This window comes from Pseudomonas sp. ERMR1:02, from assembly GCF_002277815.1.
Lineage (GTDB): Bacteria > Pseudomonadota > Gammaproteobacteria > Pseudomonadales > Pseudomonadaceae > Aquipseudomonas.
Genome location: NZ_NKJI01000032.1, coordinates 15,382 through 40,927 on the forward strand (window position 1 = coordinate 15,382; position 25,546 = coordinate 40,927).

At 56.9% G+C, this 25,546-nt stretch carries 9 protein-coding genes and 7 pseudogenes; 9 read left to right on the forward strand and 7 right to left on the reverse strand.

Features of this window, described 5'->3' with window-relative positions:
• Positions 1-118 precede the first annotated feature (118 nt).
• From CES87_RS30555 to CES87_RS30565, 3 pseudogenes are all read right to left on the reverse strand, one after another.
• Positions 119-1,785: pseudogene (locus CES87_RS30555) on the reverse strand (response regulator).
• A pseudogene (locus CES87_RS30560) lies at positions 1,785-3,286 on the reverse strand (ATPase domain-containing protein). The pseudogenes CES87_RS30555 and CES87_RS30560 overlap by 1 nt, the downstream one beginning before the upstream one ends.
• Before the next feature lie 318 nt (positions 3,287-3,604).
• Positions 3,605-4,659: pseudogene (locus tag CES87_RS30565) on the reverse strand (tetratricopeptide repeat protein).
• Between the two features lie 158 nt (positions 4,660-4,817).
• Here CES87_RS30565 and CES87_RS30570 point away from each other — a divergent pair.
• The 4 genes from CES87_RS30570 (at position 4,818) to CES87_RS30585 (ending at position 12,511) form a co-directional block, all read left to right on the forward strand.
• Positions 4,818-9,101 carry a hypothetical protein gene (locus CES87_RS30570; RefSeq protein WP_128609072.1) on the forward strand — a complete coding sequence of 1,428 codons (4,284 nt, stop codon included), beginning with the start codon at positions 4,818-4,820 and terminating at the stop codon, positions 9,099-9,101.
• Between the two features lie 93 nt (positions 9,102-9,194).
• Positions 9,195-11,342 carry an FUSC family protein gene (locus CES87_RS30575; RefSeq protein ID WP_128609074.1) on the forward strand — a complete coding sequence of 716 codons (2,148 nt, stop codon included), beginning with the start codon at positions 9,195-9,197 and terminating at the stop codon, positions 11,340-11,342.
• Positions 11,332-11,532, forward strand: a complete 201-nt coding sequence (locus tag CES87_RS30580; protein WP_128609076.1) for a DUF1656 domain-containing protein — start codon at positions 11,332-11,334, stop codon at positions 11,530-11,532. The genes CES87_RS30575 and CES87_RS30580 overlap by 11 nt, the downstream gene beginning before the upstream one ends.
• A 4-nt stretch (positions 11,533-11,536) precedes the next feature.
• Positions 11,537-12,511 carry an HlyD family secretion protein gene (locus CES87_RS30585; protein WP_128609078.1) on the forward strand — a complete coding sequence of 325 codons (975 nt, stop codon included), beginning with the start codon at positions 11,537-11,539 and terminating at the stop codon, positions 12,509-12,511.
• Between the two features lie 53 nt (positions 12,512-12,564).
• Here CES87_RS30585 and CES87_RS30590 read toward each other — a convergent pair whose 3' ends face one another.
• Positions 12,565-14,121: a glycosyltransferase family 39 protein gene (locus CES87_RS30590; protein WP_128609080.1), complete on the reverse strand. Its 1,557-nt coding sequence runs from the start codon at positions 14,119-14,121 to the stop codon at positions 12,565-12,567.
• A gap of 405 nt (positions 14,122-14,526) precedes the next feature.
• Between CES87_RS30590 and CES87_RS30595 the strand changes: the two genes are divergently transcribed.
• Positions 14,527-16,137, forward strand: coding sequence for a glycosyltransferase family 39 protein (locus CES87_RS30595; RefSeq protein WP_178081515.1), 1,611 nt, complete (start codon positions 14,527-14,529; stop codon positions 16,135-16,137).
• A gap of 346 nt (positions 16,138-16,483) precedes the next feature.
• Here CES87_RS30595 and CES87_RS30600 read toward each other — a convergent pair whose 3' ends face one another.
• The 3 genes and pseudogenes from CES87_RS30600 to mexE all read right to left on the reverse strand — a co-directional run bounded on the left by CES87_RS30600 (position 16,484) and on the right by mexE (position 22,408).
• Complete coding sequence (locus tag CES87_RS30600) at positions 16,484-17,953, reverse strand: efflux transporter outer membrane subunit (RefSeq protein ID WP_128609082.1); 1,470 nt, start codon at positions 17,951-17,953, stop codon at positions 16,484-16,486.
• A complete protein-coding gene (locus tag CES87_RS30605; protein ID WP_128609084.1) occupies positions 17,953-21,141 on the reverse strand; it encodes an efflux RND transporter permease subunit in 3,189 nt (1,062 codons plus the stop codon). Before CES87_RS30605 ends, CES87_RS30600 begins: the two co-directional genes overlap by 1 nt.
• Positions 21,142-21,156: 15 nt before the next feature.
• Positions 21,157-22,408 (reverse strand): annotated as a pseudogene (gene mexE, locus CES87_RS30610) (multidrug efflux RND transporter periplasmic adaptor subunit MexE).
• 493 nt (positions 22,409-22,901) lie between these two features.
• On the opposite strand from mexE, the pseudogene CES87_RS33845 reads away from it, so the two are divergent.
• From CES87_RS33845 to CES87_RS30625, 4 genes and pseudogenes are all read left to right on the forward strand, one after another.
• A pseudogene (locus CES87_RS33845) lies at positions 22,902-23,217 on the forward strand (helix-turn-helix domain-containing protein).
• Complete coding sequence (locus tag CES87_RS34700; RefSeq protein ID WP_371858283.1) at positions 23,210-23,932, forward strand: HipA N-terminal domain-containing protein; 723 nt, start codon at positions 23,210-23,212, stop codon at positions 23,930-23,932. Before CES87_RS33845 ends, CES87_RS34700 begins: the two are co-directional and overlap by 8 nt.
• Positions 23,862-24,199, forward strand: a pseudogene (locus CES87_RS34705) (HipA domain-containing protein). Before CES87_RS34700 ends, CES87_RS34705 begins: the two are co-directional and overlap by 71 nt.
• Positions 24,200-25,004: 805 nt before the next feature.
• A pseudogene (locus CES87_RS30625) lies at positions 25,005-25,546 on the forward strand (hypothetical protein); the annotation flags it as partial.

The following is a 25,546-nucleotide window of genomic DNA, read 5'->3' on the forward strand; positions in this document are numbered from 1 at the left end:
CGCTCCGCGTCACCATACGCAGGACTTAAGACTTGCGTCGCTATCGGAACGCGGAGCGTCCCAGGCGGCATTCCCACGCGGAGCGTGGGAACGATCATTAAGCCGAGGGTAGAGGTGCTCAGATCCGAATCATCTCCCGCACCTTCGCCGTCAACAGGTCGAAGGTGAACGGCTTGGTAATCATCTGCATGCCTGAATCCAGGAAGCCTCCGCGTACCGCAGCGTGCTCGGCGTAACCCGTGATGAACAACACCTTGAGTTCAGGCCGGTATTGCCGACCGATTTCCGCCAATTGCCGGCCATTCATTCCGGGGAGACCGACGTCACTGATCATCAGATCGATACGCTGCCCCGAATCGAGTATCGGCATGGCACTGTCCGCATCACCGGCCTCGACAAAGGCATAGCCCAGCTCGCTCAGCACCGTACTGACCAACAGCCGCACGGCGGGATCATCCTCGACGATCAGCACCGTTTCCCCATTCCGGGCAAACAGCGGGTGCTGGTTTTCTACCGGTTGGTCCTGCGGCACATCGCCCCCGAAACGCGGCAGATACAGGCTCACCGTGGTGCCTTTGCCTACTTCACTCTGTATGGCGACGTGACCGCCTGATTGCTTGCTGAAGCCATAGATCATCGACAACCCCAACCCGTGCCGTGGCCGATAGGTTTGGTGGTGAAGAACGGATCGAACGCGCGGTTAATGGTGCTTTGCGCCATGCCACAGCCATTGTCGGTCACGCTGAGCACCACGTAATCGCCCGGATCGAGATTGCTGTGGAGGTCGGTGAAGTTCGCGTCCAGATGCCGATTAGAGGTTTTCACCACCAGGTTGCCGCCATCGGGCATGGCATCACGGGCATTGATCACCAGGTTGAGCAGGGCGCTTTCCAGCTGATTGGGGTCGGCCTCCGCTACCCACAGTTGCTCGCTCAATTGCATGTCCAGGCGAATGCTTTCGTCGATGCTGCGTTGCAGTAGTTCGCCCATGGCCACCACCAGGGTGTTGATCTCCACAGGTTTGGAATCCAGCGACTGCCGGCGGGAAAACGCCAGCAGGCGGTGAGTCAGACCCGCTGCGCGATTGGCGGATGTCACGCCGAGGTCGATCAGACTGTCCAGGTCCTCGTGGCGCCCCTTGGCCAGACGCCGGCGCAGCAACTCCAGGCTGCCGATGATGCCGGTCAGCATATTGTTGAAGTCGTGGGCGATACCGCCGGTGAGTTGTCCGACCGCTTCCATTTTCTGCGACTGACGCAACACCTCTTCGTTGTGGCGCAACTGTGCGGTGCGCTCCTCAACCTGCTGCTCCAGGGTTTCCAGGGTGTTTTGCAGGCGCAGCTCGCTTTGACTCAAATCGATCAGCCGGTCCCTGGCTTCGTACTGTCGTCGGCGTCCGCGCAATGCGGTGGTCACCAGACTGATCAACGTCACTGGGTGAAAAGGGCGTTCAAGGAACGTGACGTTGCCCAATTGCGAGCCGAAACGTGATGCAGGGTTCTGTGCCGGGCCGCCATGGTGAGTCAGCAGTACGATCGGCAGGTCGGACCAGGCCGGCTGCTTTTCGATCAGTCTGAGCAGTGGTTCAAGATCCTGACCCAGCAGCGCTTCGCAAGACACCAGCAACAAGCCCGCCCCTTGCTCCAGTTCGCTGCATAGTCCGCACACATCCCGGCTGATGACGCCGTTGAAACCTGCTTCATTAAGCATCGTCAGTGCAATCTGGCTGTCGCGGCCCACCGGCGCCAGAATGATCGCGCGCTCGGACGTCGCAGACTGGAGCATCACGGGTTTTCATCCACGAGCAAGGGCATGCTTGCACCGTGATAAGTCGGCACCCCCCGCAGTACGCCCTGGAAGGCTTCCAGCGGTTCACCAATGGTCATTCCCTGCGAGCTGATCCGATATTCACGGATGGTCGATTCATGGCTGCCGGTACGTTTCTTGATGATTGAAATGGCGCGGCGCACCTTGCCCAATGCTTCGAAGTAACGCAGCAAGATGACCGTATCCGCCAGATAGGTGATATCCACCGGCGCCTGCATGTCGCCGACCAGACCATGCTGGGCGACAGTCATGAAGGTCGCGGCCCCTTTACGGTTCAGGTAAAGCAGCAACTCGTGCATGTGCAATACCAGGGCATTCTCTTCGGGCATCGCTGCTTGATAGCCGTTGATGCTGTCAATGATCACGGTCTTGATGTCGCCCTGGTCAACGCAGCGCCGCACTCGGTGGGAAAACTCGCCAGGGGACAATTCAGCGGCATCCACTTGCTCGATCATCAGATTGCCGCTGTCATGCAGCGCCTGCAAGTCGATGCCCAGGTATTTCATGCGGTCGAACAGCAAGCCCATCTCCTCGTCAAAAATGAAGAGCGCGGCCTTTTCGCCCCGGGCCACGGCGGCGGCGGCGAAAATCATCGTGATCAAGGATTTGCCGGTACCGGCCGGCCCCAGAATCAAGGTGCTGGACCCCGTCTCGATACCGCCGCCAAGCAGGGCGTCCATTTCCGGGATGCCGCTGGTCAACTGCTGTCGCTGGTAGGTACCTCGGTGTTCGGCCGCCACCAGGCGCGGGAACACATGCACGCCATCACCCATGATGGTGAAGTCATGAAAGCCCCGCGGTATTTCTGGCCACGATACTTCACCACCCGAATACGCCGCCGTTCAGCGCCATAGTTGGGCGCCAGTTCCTCCAGGCGAATGACCCCGTGGGCCACGCTGTGCACGGTTTTGTCGAGGGACTCTGTGGTCAGGTCGTCCAGCAGCAGGACCGTGGCGTCGTAGCGCACAAAGTAATGCTTGATCGCCAGGATCTGTCGGCGATAACGCAGTGAGCTCTGCGCCAGCAAGCGGATCTCGGACAGGCTATCGAGAACCACGCGGGTCGGCTTGACCCGTTCGACCACTTCGAAAATCTGCTTGGTGGCTTCGCCCAACTCAAGGTCGGATGAGTACAGTAGCGTCTGCTGGTGCTCGGCATTGAGCAGGCTTTCCGGCGGCGTCAGTTCGAAGATGCAGACGTTGTCGGGAAGTTCCCAACCGTGGGACCTGGCCCCCTGGCGCAACTCGTGCTCGGTTTCGGACAGGGTGATGTACAACGAGCATTCACCGGCTCGGGCGCCGGCCAACAGAAAGTGAAGTGCAACAGTGGTCTTGCCGGTGCCCGGCTCGCCCTCCAGCAGGAACAAATGGCCACAGGACAGCCCGCCATCGAGGATGTCGTCCAGACCTTCAATCCCGGTGGCGGCTTTTACCCTGATCAACTCGTTGGATGTAGACAAAAAATGCCCTCTTGACTAGGGAGACGAGGCAGCAGGCGCTGAGTTCCTGAACGGGCTGCCTGTTCACTTGACCTTTGGTCGAGACGAGCGTTCAACCTTTTGTTAACTGTAGGAGCCGGCTTGCTGGCGATGGAGATGTGTCATGCGATATCAATATTGATTGATACGCCGCCATCGCCAGCAAGCCGGCTCCTACAGGATTGGTGGCGTCCACAAAATAATCATGTGCACGCGTTTGTGTAGGAGCTGGCTTGCCAGCGAAGGCGATGTGTCAGGCAGACCGCGTTGGGGCGGCGGGGGCAGCCATTTCATTAGGTTTCAGAGGCCTTGCTGCAGGGCCGGATCGTCAGGATTGAGCTGTTCGAGCTGCGCCAGGAGAATCTGCACATTCTGCAGCTGCCCGCTTTCTTTCCAGTAGTTGATCAACAGCACCCGAGCCTTGCGATCGTTGGGGTGGCGCTGGACGATTTCCTGCAGCTGCTTTTGCGCGGCCTCCAGCTCCTGCTCACCATGCAGCGTGGTGGCCAGGTCATAGCGGTAATCCTTGTTGTTCGGCTCAAGTTCCACGGCCTTGGACAGACCGAGCAGGGCGAACTCACTTTGACCGTGATGCAGCAACCAGAGCCCAGGGCATGTTGCAGATAGGCTGAATCGGGCTGCGCCTTCAGTTGTTTGGCCAATAGCTGACGGGCCGCGTCACTTTGGCCCTGTCTGTCCAACACGTCGATCTGCATCACCAATGCCGGCAGATTGTCGGGTGCGAGGCGCAAGGTGTGTTCGAGTTCCTGCTGGGCCTCTTTCAATTCGGCATTGTGCAAATGCAGGCGCGCCAGTTGATAGTGGTTGTCGGCACTTTCCGGCGCGCTTTTGAGCACCTGCTGCCAGGCATCGATGGCCTGTTCCAGCGGCCCGAAAAATAAACCGAGATCATCCGGTGACAACCCCAGCAGTGCATTGACCGCAGCCAGCCGGACGCTCTGATCGCTGTCATCGAGCAACGGCCCCAACAACAGGCTGCGCTGACCGCTGGGCACCAGGCCGCTGACGCTTTTGATCGCGGCAATGCGCACCTCCGGCGACTCGTGCTGCAAATCCGCACCCGCCAGTTTCAGGGCCACGGAGCTTGGGTAGTTGGGTAGTTCGGCATGCAGCCAGATGCGCCGTTTGGGCGAAATGTCCGCACGGGCCAATTGCTGGTAAAGCACCCGCGCAGCGCCAGGCTGGCCGGCGCGGGCTTGGGTCAGCGCTTCGCTGTAACCACGCTTGATCGCCTCCGGCACCACGGGAGCTGTGCTGCGCATGAAAAACCACCCAAGGCCGATGGCAAACAGGGCGCAGAGGCTGATAAGCAGAAAACGGCGGGACTTTGGCATGCAGAATCCGGGAGCTGAGGCAAATACAAAAGAGTGTCAGCTTTGATCAGTCTGGGGCGGGAGTCAAACCTTGGGAGGCTCAAGGTCGGGTCTCAAGGTCATAGCTTTGGGCATCATAAGCGTTTTTTGCAAGATATTTACGGGGCAGGTATCCAGGCTTGGCAAATGATCCAGCTGAAACGGAAAGTTACTTGATGCCCCCCTTTCTTAATGCAACAGGCGTGAGTCACGCGCCGCCGATATCTCCATTTGCCGGCGTCCAGGTTGCGCAAACGCCACTCTCCGGCGGGCTTCTGCGAGCGGGGAACATTTCACAAGCCATGTATGGACTCAATGCCAACATGCCCGCAGCGACTGCCAGCTTTAATCCAGACATTCCTCCACCCGTCCTCGCTTGCAAAGCGTTCATCACATCCCAGGGAGAATTCAGAGATCAGCGCGACCTTGATTATCAGTGGACCTCACTTCTAGAGCAGCTGATGACGGTAACACTGACTGAGCAGGAAGTACTGGCGGTTCTGGCTAGTGGAGTTCTGCAAACGGCGACGGGCAAAGTCATTGCAGAGCTGTTCGCCAGCGCGCTGTGGCGTTCGGTCAAGCCGTCTGGAACTTTGACCCAAGAGCGTTTGGACGAAATCGTTAAAGCGATCTGCCATTTGCCACCCGCCCAATGGCAGGCTGCGCTTGGAGAGGATCTGAGGTTTACCAAGGGACAAAACACCGAAGGGTTAACGGGATTCATCCAGTCACATCTGGATCGTTCAAGTGCTCTGCGGGACGAGCGGATTGCGAACGATGAGTTGATTACGGATGCTCAGTGGGAGACCTTGAACAAACTCACAAAAACAGGTCGCCAATACATTCGCTCAGGTGATGGCGAGGTCGACCATTCTTTGCTGATGCTGGAAGACGCACGAGACCTGCGGCCTTCGCCAAAGGATGTGCACACGCAGTTGGAAAATTTTATCCGTCGTCTCGAGGAGAAGGACGTAAAGCGAGTGCGTTGGACAGAACATTATGTAACAGAAGTTAAAGCGCTTCGCGATCAAGTCAAACCCGGTGAAGTCGAAAAACCTGGCTGGCTGGAGTGGATAATCGGCCCAAGTTGGCTGGAAAGCCTGTTCGATCGTCCCGATTCGTCGTCAGCGTCGAACCACTCATCACAAGCGCAGGCAAAGAAAACTGCGCCGAATGACCGCTCCGAGTGGCTACTTTCAGCCATGCAGAAATTTGAACGCAACGCGGACTTTCTTTCGAACATCAACACAAAGGGGCAGCATAAACCGGAGACTTTGATGGGCAAGCTCTTGCTCGTCTGCAATGCGTTGGACACGTTCGGGTTGTTGAGGTGGGACAGCAATCGTTTTTCAACGGCTGGACCTCTTTCCTCACCAATTGACGCTGCGACTGAAGACGACATTACTGGCCTACCAACGCAGCCGATCCGCCCATCCACAAATACATCTGGGGTCGCGGCTTCTGTAATCCCATCGCTGGCGACTCTAGATCAGTTTGCCGCACAGGCTGATGAAGTTCTGTCCCGGTTTATGAATAACATCATGCCGTGGAACAGTGCCTCCGCCACGGAGCATATGCTGGCAGAGGTAGTCGCCATATGCCGTGATGTCAGCTGCGTGGAGACAATAGAAGTCCGCAGTTCGTACATGGCGATTCTGGGAAAATCACTCAACACAATGATTGCAAGCCTGTTAGATTCGAGAGTTGCTGTTTTACTAGAGCGAAATCCGGTTAAGGCTGTTGGTGTATTTGCTGCGTATCTGGCGCTCAGCAACTTATACGCCAGTTGGTTTCAACCCGAACCAGAGCCAATGGTAGATTCTTTGCAGGGGGTGGAATTTAATCCAGACACTGAAAGCTTGGTAATTTTCGATGTTATAGACGCAGAACTGGATGGATTGCTCGGTGCTGAGTCGGATTTGGCAACGCGCCTGGCACTACTCGTCGATAATTCCGAATTCTCTGGTCTCGCCGCCGATAATGAACTTGTTGCCGGCGTTGAAAAACTATTACAGCAGCCAGTGCCAGGCAATCACAATGTGACCTATCAAGATTATGTAGATGAAATCATCGAGCTAGCGCTGTTAGATTATGACGAGGAGGATGGCACGGTTGATGGATCAACTACCGAGCCAGCTTCCACACCCCCAGCCATACCGTTGATTTCATCTGAGCTCGAAAAAATTCGTTCCAGACGCAGTCTGGTTGACGACTCAGGTGTTGCGCACTCCAGAGCACAGTTGCTGATTCAGGCAGCCTTGCGAAGGGTAGACCGTAATACGCACCTGCAACCGGGGGAAGAAATTGCGCCCGGTGTAACTGTCGAGCAGGGCGCGGATTTGTTCATTAAATCTTTCGTTGACATTCAGACGGCTTCAGATCCCCTGTTGTTTATGCAAAAGATTATTAACGAAACAATTGCGAATTCTGATCTGCCTCCATTCATAAAAACAAAGCTCGACATGAATACAATGTTCGATGTTGAATTTACCAATCCCAGGGGGGTGCAAGAGGATCATTTGCCACTGCGTGAAGTCAGATACGAGTCTTTAAGTCTGTTGGAGTTGTTTTCCGGGCAGCACGATCGAGACAAAAAATGGGGTGAAAGTATTTCGATACAGTGGCCTGTTGGTTATACGGACGGCTTCATAACCGCGGTGGCCGATAATAATTTCCAGGAGCGGTTTTCAGAGAGTTTAGCGACGTTGCTCGCACGCTCAGATATATCCGAACTTTGGAAAAATATTAAAAAAAACGAGCTTCACACAACAATTGAAAGTTATTTGGCAGGGGGCGACATATCCGCTCAAGGTAGATATATTGCAAATGAGTTCTTGAAAGGGCGTGTCAATGTACGTCCCGTAGACATTCGTAATGGTGCGATGGGTGATCGTATTCAGGTGTCTAATGTGGTTTATCTGTCGAAAGAAGGTAAACAGGGTGGTGTATTCGTTTTTCTTGGCGGAAAAGGAGCAGTCATTGAGTGTCCACTCGATCTATTTAAAAACCCGGGAAAATCAATAGAGGAGTTTCCGGAGCTTAGGGAAGAGCTATCCAAGCGAATTAATATAAAGGAATTGTTGGCGCGTGATGACGACGATTTTAAATACAGTCAGGGGAAATTTGAGTTCGGTGACGGGTTTTTTGTTCTGCATGGCATGACTTTGAAGTTTCCTTATTGGCCCATTTTGTTTGGATTGGTGGATGGCGTTGATTACGAGGCTATTGGAGAGCCTTATGATGTCTTTGGCGAACTGTATAAGCGGCAGGTGGGTAAGGTTCAGTCCGATATTGATACGATGACATCAACAAGAAATGAGCGCATGACGGACGTTCTACTTGAACTTCTAGTCGAATCATTGTCCATGTTGTCGGCGATGATGTTGCGGCCTGAGGGTGGTGCGGTAATGAAAGGTCTCGCGATATTGTTTGGCTTCAGTTCGTCAGCAGTGAATTATGGGCGGGGACTCGTGAATGACGATCCCCAGCAGGCTGATCACCATAAGGCCAATGGAATACGTGGGATGGCTTTTGAAGTGGGAGCACCTTATGTGGGAAAAATGTTGGGAATGGTTTTTTCCACGGCGATGAAGTCCCGCATCGCGGGGACTATTATTGAGCGCTTGAAGTGGTCAGGGTATCTGCCGAGTGGAGTAATAAAATACCTGCCTCGATATGCCGGGGTGCCGCGGGCTATCATTAAACAGGTGCGCTCCCCGAGTAAATATATTCCTCCCATAGTAAAAGGTTTAGAGGTCATTCAGTCAAAGTTTGATGATGCCTTTAGATCAAAATTGGTTATGGATAGATTAGCAACGCTAAGCAATGGGCCCAAGGTCGCGCAAAAACTAATGCGCAGCACGGGTGTGAAATATTTTGGCGGTGAACGGAAGGGGTATTTGTATCGCGGGGTAGTGATGAGAGGAGACATGCGGCCGCCAGAAGACGTTTTCAGAAGTGGGTTCAAGTTGCCTGCGCCCATCACCGATCTCAAGCAGGCTAATGGTATGAGTGGTTCGATTCCTGGCGAGTCCATGGGTATATCAACATCACCTTTCTATAAAAATAACGGCATGGGAGCTTATTATCAGGGTGGTGAAAAAGGCGGTTATACATATGTCATTGATGCTCGGGGCTTCGATGGCTATGACGTGTCCAGGAATAACCAATGGGTCAACCAGCCTGGATCTAAAGTAGGTACCACTCCCTATCTGATCAACTATGGACGAAATATTCCATCTGGAAAAATACTGGGTGCTTACGATCCAGGCGGTAAATTCATACCCAATCCCAATGCTATCGAAAGCAGCCTTGCCGTGAGCGTTCCCAGAGGCTCTTTCAAGGTTCCTGTACCGGTGAAATCGTTTTTGACTCCTCCCAACGTTCCCTCGGCTACTAACTCATCATTTTTTGAGCCTTTGTAGAAGCACAATCTGTTGGCGCTGTCTGTCGATTGCGCCGTCACTGAAACCTGTCGAGTCACCCAAGCAGTGACTACGCTTGCTGAATAACAGTCCATGGACGTTCCCATGCAAGCGCTGTTGCAGTACTTCAAGGCACTCATCAACCCCAGTCGCGGGGTGCTGCTGTTTGCCTTGAGAACCATTACGGCCGGGCTATTGACGCTGTACCTGGCCTTTGTGTTCGATCTGGACCAGCCCAAATGGTCGATCATGGCCGTGGTCATCGTCAGCCAGCCCTTGGCCGGCATGGCACTGGCTCGTAGTTTTGGTCAGATCATCGGCACCACGCTAGGCGCGGCCGTGGCCGTGGTGATCATGGCGATCTTCCCCCAGGCGCCGGTGCCTTTCCTTATTACCTTGTCCCTGTGGCTGGCGCTGTGTACCGCCGGTGGCACGCTGTTGCGCTACACCAGTTCCCAGGCGTTTGTGCTCAGCGGTTATACGGCGGTGGTGGTGGGACTGCTGGCGGTGCCTGATCAGGATGGCACCTTCCTGCTGGCCGTGACCCGCGTGACCGAGACGCTGCTGGCGGTGGCCTGCGTCTGTGTCGTCAGCCTGTTGACTGCGCGACCGGAGGCGGTCGCCAAGGATTACTTTGCCAGGATCGATCAAGTGATCAAGCTGCTGGCGACCCACGCCAGTGCCGTCATTCGGACCGAGGAAAGCGAGGCCGATTTCCACCGTCGGCAGATGCAGCTGCTTGGACAGATCAGCGCGCTGGAGGGCGTACGTCGGCATTTGTATTACGACGCGCCGCGTTTGCGCAGTTCTGACGATCTGGTGCAATTGCTCGGCAACCAACTGTTGCTGCTGACCGCGCGACTTACCGCATTGCGCCACCAGCGCGAGCTGTTGCTCGAACGCTGGGAGGGCAAGATACCCGACGAAATACAGCAATTACTGACCGAAGAACTGGTCTTTCTCGATGAGCTGGCGCAACAGGGGCGCGCGCTGTCCAGTGATCAGCGGCACCAGTTTGCAGCGTTGCAACAGCGTTTCGATGCATTGGCCTATCGTGCCGAACAACTGACCGAGCCCTTGAAGGCTACCTTGCGCTCACTGTCATGGTCATTGCGCTGGGAACAGGCGCGAATGCTTCAGCAGCTTGAAATGATTCTGGAATTGAGCGATGCGATCCAGAGCGGACGCAAGGCCAGCAGCATGTTTCGCGGTAAGGCCAGCCCGCTGCACCTGGATTTCACCTTGGCGGCGATGAACGCCATCCGCGCGTACTGCGCACTGATGGTGGCGGGCATGGTATGGATCGAAACCGGCTGGGACGGCGCCCGCGGCGGGATGATCGTGGCGGGGATTCTCTGCTCGCTGATGGCAACGTTTCCCCGGCCGCTGCTGGCGGCCCAAAGCTATGCCCGGGGTCTGGGCCTGGCGCTGGTGGTGTCAGCGGTGCTTCAGTTCGCGCTGGTGCCGATGATCAGCAGTTTCGAACTGTTGGCTTTATTGCTGGCACCATTGCTGTATGCCGTCGCCGTGGGATTATCCAGCCCGCCGACCACGGGCACGGGGATTGGTCTGGGGCTGTCGACGTTTTTGTTACTGGGCCCCACAAATTACGGGCTGGGGCAGAACAGCGCGAGCCAGTGGTTCGAATTTGCCGGCGCTTACGTCTGCGCCGCCACGCTGGCGTTGAGTGTGTATGCCTTGATCTTCCCCTTCAGGCCCGTGTTGCGCATTCGCCGGCTGCACCAGGAGAACTGCGAGCAGGTCTATGCCCTGTTGAAAATGCCCGCCACCGATGAAAACCAGTTTGCCTTCGAGAGTCGTATGGTCGACCGCCTGACCATGATGCTTGGGCTATTGCCAGCCATTGAGGACCAACCATCGCGCGACCTGTTCCAGGTTAGCCTCGGGTATCTGGCGCTGGGCACTGCCTTGAACCAGCTCAGGCAGCAGGGGCAGAACAACATTTTGTTGAGCTCGCAGACGCAAACGAGGCTTTTGACCACTGTTCGCGAAACCGGACGGCTGGTCGCCGGTCGGCCCGATATCGAAGTGGATCGTGTGCTCGACAGCCTGCACGCCCTGGGCGATGAACTCGATACGCTGCACTCCAGCGTCCATGAGCACCTGTGGTCGGTGTTTCGCATGCGCGTGGCGTTGTTGATCGTGGTGTCGTTCCTGGAACGCCACCGTCGCCACTTTGAGTCCACCCACCTGCAAGGGGTACCGGCGCTTGCCCATTGATCTGGAAATAGGCGGTGTCTACCTGCCGCCGATTGCCCAGGCGTTACTGCTGGGCTTGCCGGTTTTCCTGGTGCTGGACTGGATCCTGCGGCGCCTTGGCGTGTTGCAGTTTGTCTGGCATGAAGCCTTGTTCGAAGGCGCGTTGTACGCCTGCGTGTGCGCGACGTTGATTCTGGCGATGGGAGCCTGATGCCTTGAAGAAATTCCTTGCTCAACTCACGACGCTGGCTGTGGTCGCGCTGGCTTTTGTGCTCGGCTGGTTTGCCTGGGAGCATTACACCCGCGCGCCCTGGACCCGGGACGCACGGGTGCGGGCCGATGTGGTGACCTTGTCCGCTGATGTCGCGGGCCGCATCGTCAGCCTTGGCGTGCAGGATAACCAGCATGTGGACAAGGGGCAGTTGCTACTGGAAATCGATCCCTCGCGTTATGCCTTGGCGGTGGATCATGCCAAGCGTTCGGTGGAGGTGGCTAAAGCCTCACTGGGGCAATCGCAAGCGACCATCGTTGCCAGCCAGGCGCTGCTCCAGCAACGTCAAAGCGAGGAGCATCGGCGCCGGACCCTCAAGGAGCGCTCGGCGATCTCTGGCGAAGAGTGGGAAAAATCCAGCACCGAGGTGGCGGTGGCCCAGGCCGACTTGCTGCGCAATCAGGCCAACCTGGGTTTCGCCCAAGCCAACGTGCAACTGGCCATCGCCGCATTGGCCGAGGCCCAGCACGACCTGGAGCGAACCCGGGTCGAATCGCCAGTCAGCGGCTATGTCACCAATCTGCTGACCCGGCAGGGCGACTACGCGACTGCGGGTGGTCCGTTGGTGGCGGTGGTGGACAGCGACTCGTTCTATGTCAGCGGCTACTTCGAAGAAACCAAACTGCCGCGAATTGGCGAGGGCGATCGAGTCGACATCGAATTGATGAGTGGCGAACGTTTTGGCGGTACCGTGCAAAGCATCGCCTTCGCCATCGCCGACCGGGAAAACCTGCCCGGCGGGCGATTGCTGGCCAACATCAACCCGAGTTACACCTGGATCAAACTGGCGCAACGGGTGCCGGTGCGCATACAGATCGATGCGGATTACGCCGGTAAAAACAATCTGCGGGCGGGGACAACCGCCACCGTGACCGTCCGGGAAAACCACAAATCCCAGAACCACCACCAACCCCTGTAGGGGATTTGCGTCCGCGTGAGAGTTTTGTCTCGGCAGCGCACCGGCTTCCAGTGTTACCCGTCGCTTTTCACGTTGGGAATGAACGCGGCACTGCCTGATTCATGAGCGTGAAACAACTGGGCCCCGTTGTTTGGCTTGGTGGTAATCAGCTGATGGTCGGCAGTCAGATAATCCAGGGGCAATTGTTTGATGTCCTCGAATTGCTCCACGATGATCGTGCGTTCAGGATTCCAGGTCTCGCCACTTTGTTTTTCCAGCCACGCCATCAGTGCTGCGCTGTCGCCTGTTTGTGGAATGTCTGAATCCGGGAGCACGTAGTAGAACGGTGAGCCATGATTTTGCAGGTACATGGGCAGCTTATTGTCGACATCCACCAAGACCATGCGCCATTCGTTCCACGGCGCAGTTTTGATGGCTTGCGCACGCACATCTTGAGCGAACTGTACGACACCGCCACCTCCACCGTTGGTCCAGGGATAGACAATACCAAGTATCACAAATAACAGCCCGGCCGCCCCGGCAATACCCTTTGTCCAACCGGGCCCGCTGACTTTACCGGCAGCCTGGCGCTCGGCCATTCGCCGGGTGACCCACCAGGCTGCAAGCAATTGGGCAAATGGCACCAGAGGCAATACGTAGTAGCTGCGCCGGCTGCCACTGGCGGTGAAGAACAAGAACAGTAATGCCAGGCCCCAGATCAGCCAACGAATGTTGGGTTCGGTGTGCTTCCAGCTGCGCACTGCCACCCACAGTCCGAGCATCCAGCAGGGTGCCCAAGGCAGGGTGTAGACCGGCAGATAGAGCAGATAGGTATAGATCGGACCTATGTTGTCGAAGGGTTTGAAAAATCGAACCACGTTTTCCTTGAATACCAGGCCAAGCCCACTCTCCCCATAAGTAGGCGCGCCATAGCGGTGCGACAGCATGAACGGCACCATGTAGACCACGCCCGCCACCAGCATCGCCAGGCACATGCGTCGATTGAGATGGCTCTTCCAGCGTCCCTCGCCAAGCAGATGCGGCAGCAGCAACAGCCCTGGAAGGATGAATCCGATCAAACCCTTCAAAAGCGACGTCAGTGCCAGAATCAGGAAAAAAACGATGTACCGACTCAGGCGCGTGTCGTCCGGGCCGCGCCAATACCACCAGACGGCTGCCAGGACACCGCAAACAGTCAGGATGTCCGCCGTTGCTACCCGAGCCCAGAAAACGAAAAAGAAAGTCGTCGCCAGAAACCAGCCGGCTATCAGGCCGGTGCCTTTATTAAATAACTGCTCACCGATCAGGTAGACCATCCAGATGCTCAGCCAGGCTGCCATGACCGTGGACAGGCGTAGCGACCAGTGTCCGAGGCCACCCATCAGGTGGGCAGTGGCGGTAATCAGCCAATAGGAAGGCAGGGGCTTGTCGTAATAGGGCGAGCCCTTGAGGTAAGGGTCGAAATAATCGCCTGTTTGCAACATCTGCAGGGCGATGTTTGCCCAGCGCGTTTCTGCGCCCCAAAGCTCTCTTGCCCCCAACCCGAATAGCAGCAGAAGCGCAGATACACCCAGTAGAAGTATCAGCGCACCTTGGTCACGTTTGAAAAATCTGACTAATGAGTTGTTCATGGCTATTTCGCATTTTGCGCTCGCTGTGGCATCGGCAAGCGGCGGGAGCGTTAAGCTATCCGGCGAAATGTGATGAGAATGTCAGTAGATTGCGAATAAACCATTAGTTTTAATTTGAACGTGTTTGCTACAACGATTGACATAATGCTGTGATTGGCTGTCTGACAAATTACTTGTTGTTATTTGTCAGTGTGTGAGCCTTGTAAATGTAATTGTCTTCACCAAACGTTCACTTCTTTTTAACAAATGCCACTCCAGACTCCGCGCTCCAGACTGCGCAATGTTGGCAACGGAATATGATCAACTCGGGTGGAGTGGATTCACCCGGATTTGTTCGTAGCGCGGCGTCATTGAAAGCGTACGGCTCACGCTAACTTGCGTGCATTCAATACAGGGATCAACAACATGTCTTCCCCTTCAATCCTCCAGCCGTCAACGGCTATGCGTCTGCATTCGTTCGCGCTAGGTATCTTTACTCTGCTGCTATTTGTGATGGTGAGCAATCATCAGGCGTTCATCGGCTTCGACTCTCGGTTCGTGATGTTCGCTCAGGAAATGCTTCGCCATGGGCCGAGCATTTTCCCGACGACCTACGGTGAGCCTTATGCTGACTACAGTGCAATGTCGACGCTTTTCATCTATGTGCTTTCGTTGCCTTTCGGGCATGTGACGAGCTTCACGGCCTGGCTGCCTACCTCGATTGCCGCAGCGGTGATCGTGACGCTCATGTATCGCCTGCTCGCGCCGTACTCACCGAAATGGGCGCTGGCCAGTATTGCGTTGATGCTGCTGAGTGTGACGTTCATCAGTGAGGTAAGGGCGGTATCGCTGGACTTGATGCTTGCTGCGGTTTCATTCGCAGCTTTCTACCTGGCCTATGCTGCAGATCACTTCAATGCACGCAGGCGTCTGGGTGGGTTGTTGGCTTTGTTGATGCTGGGCTTTGCCATTCGCGGGCCGATCGGCCTGGTCCTGCCTACCGGCATGCTATGCAGTTATTACCTGTTCAGCGGTCAATACCGGCGGATGTTCAGCTTTGGTGTGGTTGCCCTGGCGCTGCTGGTCATCTGTATCGGTTTGCTCTTGTGGCTGGCCGATATCAGCGGTGACGCAGCCTTTGTGAAGGATGTTATTCGCATGCAGGTAACCGGGCGTATCGATGGAAGCGAAGGCTCCAGCGATGTGTTGTTTTACTTCACCAGTTCCCTGGGCAATTACGCGTTGGCTTATCCACTGGCATTACTGACATTGGTTGGCGTTCTGGTCGGTGGTAGAAGTGATCGCGGGCCGCAATGGCGATTGATGATGTTTTGCACGGCTGCAGGTTTAATCGTGCTGATCGGGCTTTCGATTCCTCAGGCTAAAAAAGCTCGCTATCTGTTGCCGATGTTGCCGATGGCAGCCATTGTCGCGGCTTATCCGTTCCAGGCAGCAAGCGGTCGAATGTTTGCCGGCTTGAGACTGCTGATACAAGGGCTCTGGCTGGTGCTGCCAGGCGTGCTGTTCGGTGTTGTGCTGGTTGCGCAGCAACGGCTGCCGGATGCATTGCCCTCCATTGGTTTGATCCTCGGGCTGCTGATTTTCTTGCAGATAGCCGCATTGGTCTCGATGTTTAAACCACCATTGAGAGTGCCAGGTCTTGCTTGTTGTGCGGTGCTGGCCGTGTGGTCGGTCTTCATCCTGTACGTTGAACCCATTCAACGAGGAATGTATGACACGCGCCAGTTCTCTCAAGCGGTGCTTGACCGGATGCACAGTGATTCGGTACCGGTGGTGCTGCATGGCATGGGCAAAGACGCGAAAGCAATCAAGTTCATGGTCAATGCAGATACTGACGTTCGACCGATTTTCACCGAGACGCCCGAACAGCTGGAGGCTGTCAAAGCCCCCGCCTATATAGTCATGAGTAAACAGTCTTACCAGAAGCTCCCATCATCGCAGGTCTCTCCACTGGCGCTGGTGTTGAATGGTCGTTTCGACAAAGATGACTACGTGCTGCTGCATCTTGCACCTTGATTCGTTGCGCCTTGATGCTTGATGCCTGAACGGCCGCCGCCTTCACGGGCAGGCTCGCACTCTCAGGCTTCTGTTGGAACAGCATATAAAAGGATTTTCAGGCAATCCTGGGAAACTGTAGGAGCGAGCATGCTCGCGATGGACGTCAACGATGATGCGGGATCCTGGATACACGCGTTGCATTAGAGATCATCGCGAGCATGCTCGCTCCTACACGGAAAAAGCCCAAAAAAAAGCCCCGCGACCGAATGAGGCGCGGGGCAAAGTATTGGTTGGTTACGGCCAACCAAAGGAGCTCTGTCTTGCTCTGGGCGGCGTTCCGACGATGGTCGTGAACGATAATGCGTTAAATCAGATGCCCCACGGCGCCCTCGGGTTTTTCGCGAGCATGCTCGCTCCTACGGGCGACTGTCTCCGGTTGCCAGCCGCCACCAAGGGCCTTGTAGATGGCGACGATGCCGCGATACAGATCGACTTCGGCCTGGGCCTGGGTGTCTTCCGCCGCCAGACGTTCACGCTGGGCATCGAGCAGCACGAGGAAGTCGGCGGTACCTTCGCGATAGCGGATCTCGGCAAGATCGGCAGCGGAACGGCTCGATTCGCTTTGCCGAATCAACGAAATCAGCCGCTGCTGACGTTTGCCATAGTCGCTGAAGGCGTTTTCTGACTCTTCCAGGGCCAGCAACACTTGCTGTTCGTAGGTCGCCAGGGCGCCTTCGGCATCGGCGTCGGCACCGCGCAGACGGGCACGCACACTGCCCAGATCAAACGCCGCCCAGGTGATGCTCGGGCCCAGTGCCCAGGCGTTGGCCGCCGAGGAACCGATCTGCGAACCTCGCCCGGCGGTAAAGCCGAGGAAGCCGCTGAGGCTGACACGCGGGAACAGGTCGGCCTTGGCCACGCCGATACGCGCCGTGGCCGACGCGAGTTTGCGTTCGGCACTGAGAATGTCCGGACGGCGTTGCAGCAGCTCCCCCGGATCACCGATCGGCAGGGCCTTGGCTATCGCCGGCAAGTTCTTTGGACTCAGGTCCACAGTCAACTTGTCCGGGCGCTCGCCGAGCAGGGTGGCGATACGGTTTTTCTGCCGAACCTGTTCGGCCTGCAATTGCGGCACGCTGGCTTCGACCGCCGCCAGACGGGCATCGGCGCGCTCCACATCGAGCTGATCGCCAACGCCGGCATCGCGCAGGCTGACGGTGATCTTGCGCGACTCCTGCTGGTTGTTCAGGTTGGCCAGGGCGATTTTTTCCCGCAGCTGCGCACCGCGCAGTTGACCGTAGGCGTCCACCAGCTCGGCAATCATAGTGACTTGCAGTTGGTACAGATCGGCTTCGAAAGCTTGTTGCTCAGCGTTGGCCGATTCCAGGTTGCGCTGGATACGGCCAAACAGGTCGATCTCCCACGCCATGTCCAGGCCCAGGTCATAGCGCTCGCTATTGACCCGTTTGGTGGTCTCGCCGGGAATCTGTCCTTTGCCCAAGTCACTGCTGACACGGCTGGTGATGGTCGGCATGGCGTCATTGCTGACGTCATCACGGATCGCCCGGGCCGCTTTCCAGCGGGCGAAGGCGACGCGCAAGTCACGGTTGCCCTTGAGCGACTCGGTCACCAACTGGTTGAGGGTCGGATCTTCGAACTGCTGCCACCAGATGCCTTCGAAACGCGAACGGTCGAAGTTCTTCTGACCCGCCGCACCGTCGGTGGCGGTGGTGATGTTCGCGGGTTCAGTGGCTGGGGTCTTGTAGTCCGGGCCGACGGCACAGGCGCTCAGCGCCAGTACCAGCAGGCTCGGCAGAAAGGCTTTCAAGCTCATTAATGCGACTCCAGGTGCGAATCCACTTTCAAGGCTTTGGCCGCTTTGCGCGCTTGACCGCGCTCGACAAAGTTGCGAATCAGGACGTAGAACACTGGCGTCAGCAACAGACCGAAGAAGGTCACCCCGAGCATCCCGGAGAACACCGCCACACCCATGGCGTGACGCATTTCGGCACCGGCACCGCTGGAGAACACGAGTGGCACCACGCCCATGATGAACGCGAAGGAGGTCATCAGGATCGGCCGCAGACGCAGACGGCAAGCTTCGAGCACCGCAGCCAGCGGGTTCATGCCTTCTTCCTGTTTATCCTTGGCAAACTCGACGATCAGAATCGCGTTCTTACAGGCAAGCCCCACCAGCACGATCAAGCCGATCTGGGTGAAGATGTTGTTGTCACCGCCGGAGGCAATCACCCCGGTAATGGCCGACAGCAGGGTCATCGGTACGATCAGGATTACCGCCAGTGGCAGGCTCCAGCTTTCGTACTGGGCCGCGAGCACCAGGAACGCCAGCAGTACGCAGAGCGGGAAGACGAACAGCGCAGTGTTGCCAGACAGAATCTGCTGGTAGGTCAGGTCGGTCCACTCGTAGGTCATGCCGTTCGGGAGTTCATCCTTGAGCAGCTTCTCGATGGCTTTTTCGGCCTGGCCAGAGCTGTAGCCGGGGGCTGCCGCTCCGTTGATTTCAGCGGTGATGAAGCCGTTGTAGTGCATCACGCGGTCCGGACCCGAGGTGTCGCTGACCTTGATGAAGGTCGCCAGCGGGATCATCTCGCCTTTGTTGTTGCGCACTTTAAGCTGACCGATCTGATCGGATTCGAGGCGGAACTGCTGCTCGGCCTGAACGTTGACCTGGTAGGTGCGACCGAAGCGGTTGAAGTCGTTGGCGTACAGCGAACCCAGGTAAATCTGCAGAGTGTCGAAGATGTCGCTGACGGCCACGCCGTGGGTCTTGGCTTTTTCCCGGTCGATAGCGGCATCGACCTGCGGCACGTTCACGGTGTAGCTGGTGAATAGGCCGGCCAGTTCCGGAACGCTGTGGCTCTTGGTAATGATGTTCATGGTTTCCTTGTACAGTTCTTCGTAGCCCAGGTTGCCCCGGTCTTCGATCTGCAGGCGGAAACCACCGATGGTGCCCAGGCCTTGTACCGGCGGCGGCGGGAAGATCGCCATATAGGCTTCCTGAATCCCGGCGAACTGGCCGTTCAAGGCACCGGCAATGGCACCGGCGGACATGCTCGGGTCTTTGCGTTCGTCGAATGGTTTCAGGGTCACGAACACGATGCCGGCGTTCGGGCTGTTGGTGAAACCGTTGATCGACAGGCCAGGGAACGCTACGGCGCTTTCCACGCCCGGCTGTTTGAGGGCCAGGTCGGACATGCGCTTGATCACGTCTTCGGTACGGTCAAGACTCGCCGCATCCGGCAATTGCGCGAAGGCCACCAGGTACTGCTTGTCCTGGCCGGGCACGAAGCCGGTCGGGGTGCTGGAGAAACCGAAAAACGTCAGGACCATCAGGCCGGCGTACAGCAGCAGGGCGATGCCGCTGCTACGAATCACGCGGGTTACGGTGCCGACATAACCATGGCTGGCCTTGTCGAAGAAACGGTTGAACGGACGGAACAGCCAGCCGCCGAAAATCTTGTCCAGCCCCCTGGAAAAACGATCTTTGGGTGCGTCATGAGCCTTGAGCAACACCGCCGCCAGCGCTGGCGACAGGGTCAGCGAGTTGAAGGCCGAGATCACGGTGGAAATTGCGATGGTCAGGGCGAACTGCTTGTAGAACTGCCCGGTCAATCCGGAGATGAACGCCGCCGGAATAAACACCGCACACAGCACCAGCGCCGTGGCGATGATGGGCCCCGTCACTTCACGCATGGCGCGCTTGGTCGCTTCGACCGGGTTCAAGCCTAGCCCGATGTTGCGTTCGACGTTTTCCACCACCACGATCGCATCGTCGACCACGATGCCGATGGCCAATACCAGCCCGAACAGCGAAAGGGCGTTCAACGAGAAACCAAACAAGTGCATCACGGCGAACGTACCGATCAGCGAGACCGGCACCGCCACCAACGGAATGATCGAGGCACGCCAGGTTTGCAGGAACAGGATCACCACCAGCACCACGAGGATCAGTGCTTCGAACAGGGTGTGAACCACTGCCTCGATGGAGCCGCGCACGAAGATCGTCGGGTCATAGACGATGCTGAAATCCATGCCTTGCGGGAAGTTCTTCTTCAGCTCGGCCATCTTCGACCGTACTTCGTTGGAAATCTCGATGGCGTTGGAGCCAGGGCGCTGGAAGATCGGGATTGCCACCGCCGGTTGGTTGTTCAACAGCGAACGCAGCGCATATTGGCTGGAGCCCAGCTCAACGCGAGCGATGTCTTTGAGGCGAGTGATTTCACCGTTGTCGCCTGCGCGAATGATGATGTTCTCGAATTCCTCCTCGGAGACCAGACGGCCCTGAGTGTTGACCGACAGCTGGAAGCTTTGGGCATTCGGGGCAGGGGGAGCGCCCAGTTGACCGGCCGCGACCTGGCGGTTCTGTTCGCGAATGGCAGTAACCACATCAGTGGCGGTCAGATTGCGCGAAGCGGTCTTGTTCGGATCGAGCCACACGCGCAGCGAGTAATCGCCCATGCCGAACAGTTGCACATCGCCGACACCGCCCAGACGAGCGAGCTCATCCTTGATGTTGAGGATCGCGTAGTTGGACAGGTAGAGCATGTCGTAGCGCTTGTCCGGCGAGGTCAAGTGCACAACCATCGTCAGATCGGGCGATGCCTTGTCCACGGTGATACCGATGCGCGTCACTTCCTCGGGAAGCTTGGGCTCGGTGCGGGTCACGCGGTTCTGTACCTGAACCTGTGCGTTGTCCAGGTCAGTGCCCAGGGCAAAGGTGATGGTCAGGGTGATCTTGCCGTCGGCGGTCGACTGCGAGGACATGTACAGCATGTTCTCGACGCCGGTGATCGCTTGCTCCAGTGGAGCGGCCACGGTTTCACCGATGACTTTAGGGTTGGCGCCGGGGAAGTTGGCACGGACCACAACGGTCGGTGGTACCACTTCCGGGTATTCGCTGATCGGCAACTGGAACAGCGAGATGGCGCCGGCGATCAGGATCAGCAGCGACAGTACCGCTGCGAAGATCGGCCGTGAAATGAAGAATTGGGAAAAATTCATCGGAGTCGTTGTCCCTTAACCGCGTGGAGTCGCAGCAGCCAGTTTCACAACCGTGCCCGGCGCGACCTTGGCAGGTGCGACTTGTGGCAGGTTGCTGGCTTCCAGCGCTTGTCGTTGTTGTGCAAGGGCCGCGAGAGTTTGCTCGCTGGCCATCGGGATCACTTCAGGGTGACTGGCGAACCGGGACGTACCCGTTGCAGGCCCTTGACGATGATGGTGTCGTCCTTGTTCAAGCCGTTGCGCACGATGCGCAGGCCTTCGATTTTCGGACCCAGCTCGACCGCGCGGTAGGCGGTGTTGTTGTCGGCATCCATCACCAGCACAAACTTCTTGCCAAGGTCAGTGCCAACCGCTTCATCGTTGATCAGCATGGCGTTGTAGGTACCGCTGCCCACCAGCTTCAGGCGTGCGTAGAGGCCCGGGTGTAGCTGCCGTCGCTGTTGTCGAACACCGCGCGACCACGGATGGTGCCGGTTTTCGGGTTGACCTGGTTGTCGACGAAGTTCATCTGGCCCTGATGCGGGTTGCCGTCTTCGTTGGACAGGCCCATGTAAACCGGGGTGGTGGCGCCGCGTTTACCCTGGCGGGCGAGCTGGGTGTACTTGAGGAACACGCGCTCGTCAGCGTCGAAGTAGGCGTAGACCTTGTCAGTGGAGACCACGCTGGTCAGCGCGGTGGTATCAGCGGTCACCAGGTTGCCGGCGGTGATTTCAGCACGGCTGACGCGGCCGCTGATCGGTGCGGTGACACGGGTGAAGCTCAGGTTCAATTTCGCCAGATCAAGCTGTGCTTGAAGGGCGCCGACTGCGGCGCGAGCTTCCTGGGAAGCACTGGTACGCGAATCGGCCAGTTCGGCGGAAATCGCATTGCTGGTGCGCAGGCGTTCACCGCGCTGGGCTTCGTTTTCACTGCGGGTGGCATTGGCGCGGGACTGTGCGACCAACGCTTCGAGGCGGCGGACCTCAGCCTGGAACGGACGAGGGTCGATCTGGAACAGCAGATCGCCTTTCTTGACCAGTGCGCCTTCAATGAAAGCCACTTCATCGATCTGACCGGAAACCCGTGGACGAATCTCGACGGTTTCCGGCGCTTCAAGGCGCCCGGTGAATTCGTCCCACTCGTTGACCGGTTGCTCCAGCACCTTGGCCACGCTGACCTTGGCTGCAGGCATAGTGGCGGCCGTTTGCGGAGCCTTGCCGCATGCGCTGATCACCACTACGGCCAACAGAGCCAACGGGAAGCGCAAATGTTTGAGTGATTGTTCCATGGATGCATCCGCCAATGTATTGAGATTGGCGAATGATGCGCGGCGGGGTTGTATCGCACGAATCGAACGAGGCGAAGATAACTATCATTCGGAATGATATGAGACCCGGGGCAGCGCTCTAGCTTGCGCCTTTCGCAAGGTATCGATCAACGAGGTCGATGGCAATTGTGTGTTTCCAGATCTGCAAGGGTCAGGCGTGAAACCGAGTTGTCCCCATCGCGAGCAGGCTCGCTCCTACAGGGGGGGGCACACAATCAAATGTGGGAGCGAGCTTGCTCGCGAAGAGGCGATCAGTATCGATAATACAAATCACAATCAGGCCAGACTGTCCGGATCCACGAAAAACAATATACAAAAGATATCGTTAATTCCAATAAACTGTTGATAAAGTAGGATTTGCCAAATAAAACACAATATCAGGGAATTAAGCGCGTTGAATTGGTTAATTCTATAATATGGGTATTAAGCGGTGAACAGCGACGGAAGACACGTTATGTTGGATTTGAGCTTTAGTAAGCCGAGTGAGATCGTCAAGAGACTTTGCGAACGCCTGCGCACGGAGCGGCTGGCATTGCAGATGACGCAAGCCGATGTGGCCGGTCGCGCCGGTATCGGGACCAATACCGTGTCCAACCTCGAAGCTGGGCGCAATGTCGGGTTCGAGAATGTGGTCCGTGTGGCAATGGTCCTTGGACGAACGAAGGAGCTTGAAGGACTGTTCTTGCCAAGCTGGACAGCCTTGAAGATATTCGCCGATACGAAACAGCGTCAATCGTCATCGTGCCAAGAGGAAGTCCGACAATGCTTGAGCAGGTTGACGTCTACTACGAGGGTTGGGGTGAGCGTTGGCTGTGGGGCACGCTCGTGTCTACGACCGCCATCACCGGTCGCCCACAGATTATGTTTGAGTACAGTAATGAAGCGAAGAGTAGAGGCTTGGAACTGTCGTCCTACACACTTCCATTGGAAGGTCCCAAGTTACGTCGAGGCTTTGCGTCCCACCAGTTGGGCCTGCCAGGGCCAGTCTATGACTCGTTGCCTGACGGTTGGGGCATGCTGCTGATGGACCGGTTGTTCAAGCGTCGCGGCCTCAACACCGCACGCATAGGACCTCTGGAGCGGCTGGCCTATATTGGCACAAGCCATGGGAGCAATGTCGTTCGAGCCCGTGGCGCCCGAGGGGCAGGAGCCGCAAGCGCATATTCCCTTGAGCTGCTTGCGGCTGAGATTAAGGAAGTTCTCATGGTGAGGGTGGAGAATTCTGCAGACGTTACTGCTGGTGGGGGGCTCGCCTCAAGGCGCCAGGCCAAAGGCATTGGTCTATCGCGATTCTCAAACTGGAGCTTTTACCACCGCTGCCAAGCCGGCTTTGAAGCCTGGCTGATTAAGTTCCCGGCCAAGCAGACATCCCGAGGTATGTGCTATCGAAATGGTCTATGCCGAGTGCTTGCGCATGTGCGGCATTCAGACCCCGGAGACTCAGCACTTCAGTCTGCCCAATGGGCTGGCAGCCTTCGCGAGTAAACGCTTTGATCGTATAGACGGTCAGCGCGTGCCCATGCAAAGCCTTGCAGCCTTTACCGGGCCGACTACACGTCACCGGGGGCCCTGGACTATGTCAATTTCTTGCGTGCGACACAGATGTGCACCAATGATGTGCGGGAGAAAGCTATCGCCTTCGAGCGTACAGTCTTCAATGTCGCGTTCAACAATCGAGACGACCACCCCAAAAACTTCGCCTACGTCATGTCGCCGTCCGGTGCATGGCAGCTGGCGCCGCCTACGACGTGACTTTCTGCGAGGGGCCGGGCGGTTATCACCAGATGGACGTGATGGGCGAGGCCTTGGAGATTGACCGAGAGGTGATGGTCAGACTTGCAGAAGAAGCAGAGCTCTCAGGGGAGACTGCTGACGGCATCATTGACAGAGTTTGCCGCGTCGCTAGCCAGTTTGCGGACATCGCCATAACATGTGCCCACACGCAATCACCCAAGACACCCTGATATCATTCAAGGCAGAATCGACGAGAACGTCGACCTGCTGCGCTAACGCCGCCTTAAAGACATGACCTACCGAACATCGCTGGAGGAGGGCCTGCGCTGTGGGCTGATTTCGTTCGACTAAACCATGCGCAGCAACCTGTCGGTGGCCTACATGTCGGGGCCCACCAACAAAACTGACGTGTCACCTCTTTTACAGTCACCGCCCGGACTTCTGGGCGGTTTGTCTGCTGCTGAGTCGGCTTTCTTGAACGACCTTGGGTTGGTCAAGTTGCAACCGTCCGCGCAACACCCTGGTGGTCGAACGCAGCAGATATTGCGGCACACGTATGTCGAACACTGGAAGCCGAAGGATTAAAATCGTCAGCTTTATTTGAAGCGTATAGGGCTGAATTAACCCGGCGGATGTTGGAAATGAAGTTTGAGGTCATTGAAAGCCTGATCGAGATCGTCGAACGGTCACAGGTTCTGAAGCTGGAATGCAGCGAGGGCGATTGCCGGGTGCGATGAACAGGCAGTTGTTGTGGGTTCATGCCGTGATAGAGAGGTAAAATTGAAACTTGCAGACTATTCTATTGACGCTCTGGAGCAGTTACATGGCCAGCCAGGTTGAGTACCTTCGTCTGGCGGAGCGCAAGCTGTCGATCAATTTGGCTAGAGGCTTTCCCGGTTCCGAGCAACTGGACCTCTCTAATGCTTGCTCGAGCATTCACTGGCGGGCGACTTCCTGGCTGAAGATGGCACCGACTGTCGTAACTACATGGGGCAGCAAGGTCTGCAGAAGCGCGTCGATTGTTTGCCCGTTACTCGGATTGCCAGCTGAACAGACAGTGGTTTCTGGAAATTCAAGCCTTGCACTGATGCATGACTGCCTGGCCTTTGCCATGCGCAACGGCTTTCCTGAATCGTCCGTGCCTTGGCAGCAGAACTTCAAGGTGTGGCTTTTATTTGTCCAGTACCTGGCTACGATCGGCATTTCGCCCTGTGCGAGCCATTTATGTCCGGATGATCCCGTGCCGTTGCTGGAGGATGGTCCGGACATGGATGCGGTGCGCAAACTGGTTTCTGAAGACTCGACATCCGTGGTATGTGGTGCGTGCCTAAATACAGCAATCCTACCGGCGCTGTTTACAGCGAC

Coding starts and splice junctions, on each gene's coding strand:
- CES87_RS30575 (WP_128609074.1), top strand. CDS start 9,195: ATGGACGTTCCCATGCAAGCGCTGTTGCAGTACTTCAAGGCACTCATC.
- CES87_RS30590 (WP_128609080.1), bottom strand. CDS start 14,121: ATGAACAACTCATTAGTCAGATTTTTCAAACGTGACCAAGGTGCGCTG.
- CES87_RS30595 (WP_178081515.1), top strand. CDS start 14,527: ATGTCTTCCCCTTCAATCCTCCAGCCGTCAACGGCTATGCGTCTGCAT.
- CES87_RS30600 (WP_128609082.1), bottom strand. CDS start 17,953: ATGAGCTTGAAAGCCTTTCTGCCGAGCCTGCTGGTACTGGCGCTGAGC.
- CES87_RS30605 (WP_128609084.1), bottom strand. CDS start 21,141: ATGAATTTTTCCCAATTCTTCATTTCACGGCCGATCTTCGCAGCGGTA.
- CES87_RS34700 (WP_371858283.1), top strand. CDS start 23,210: ATGCTTGAGCAGGTTGACGTCTACTACGAGGGTTGGGGTGAGCGTTGG.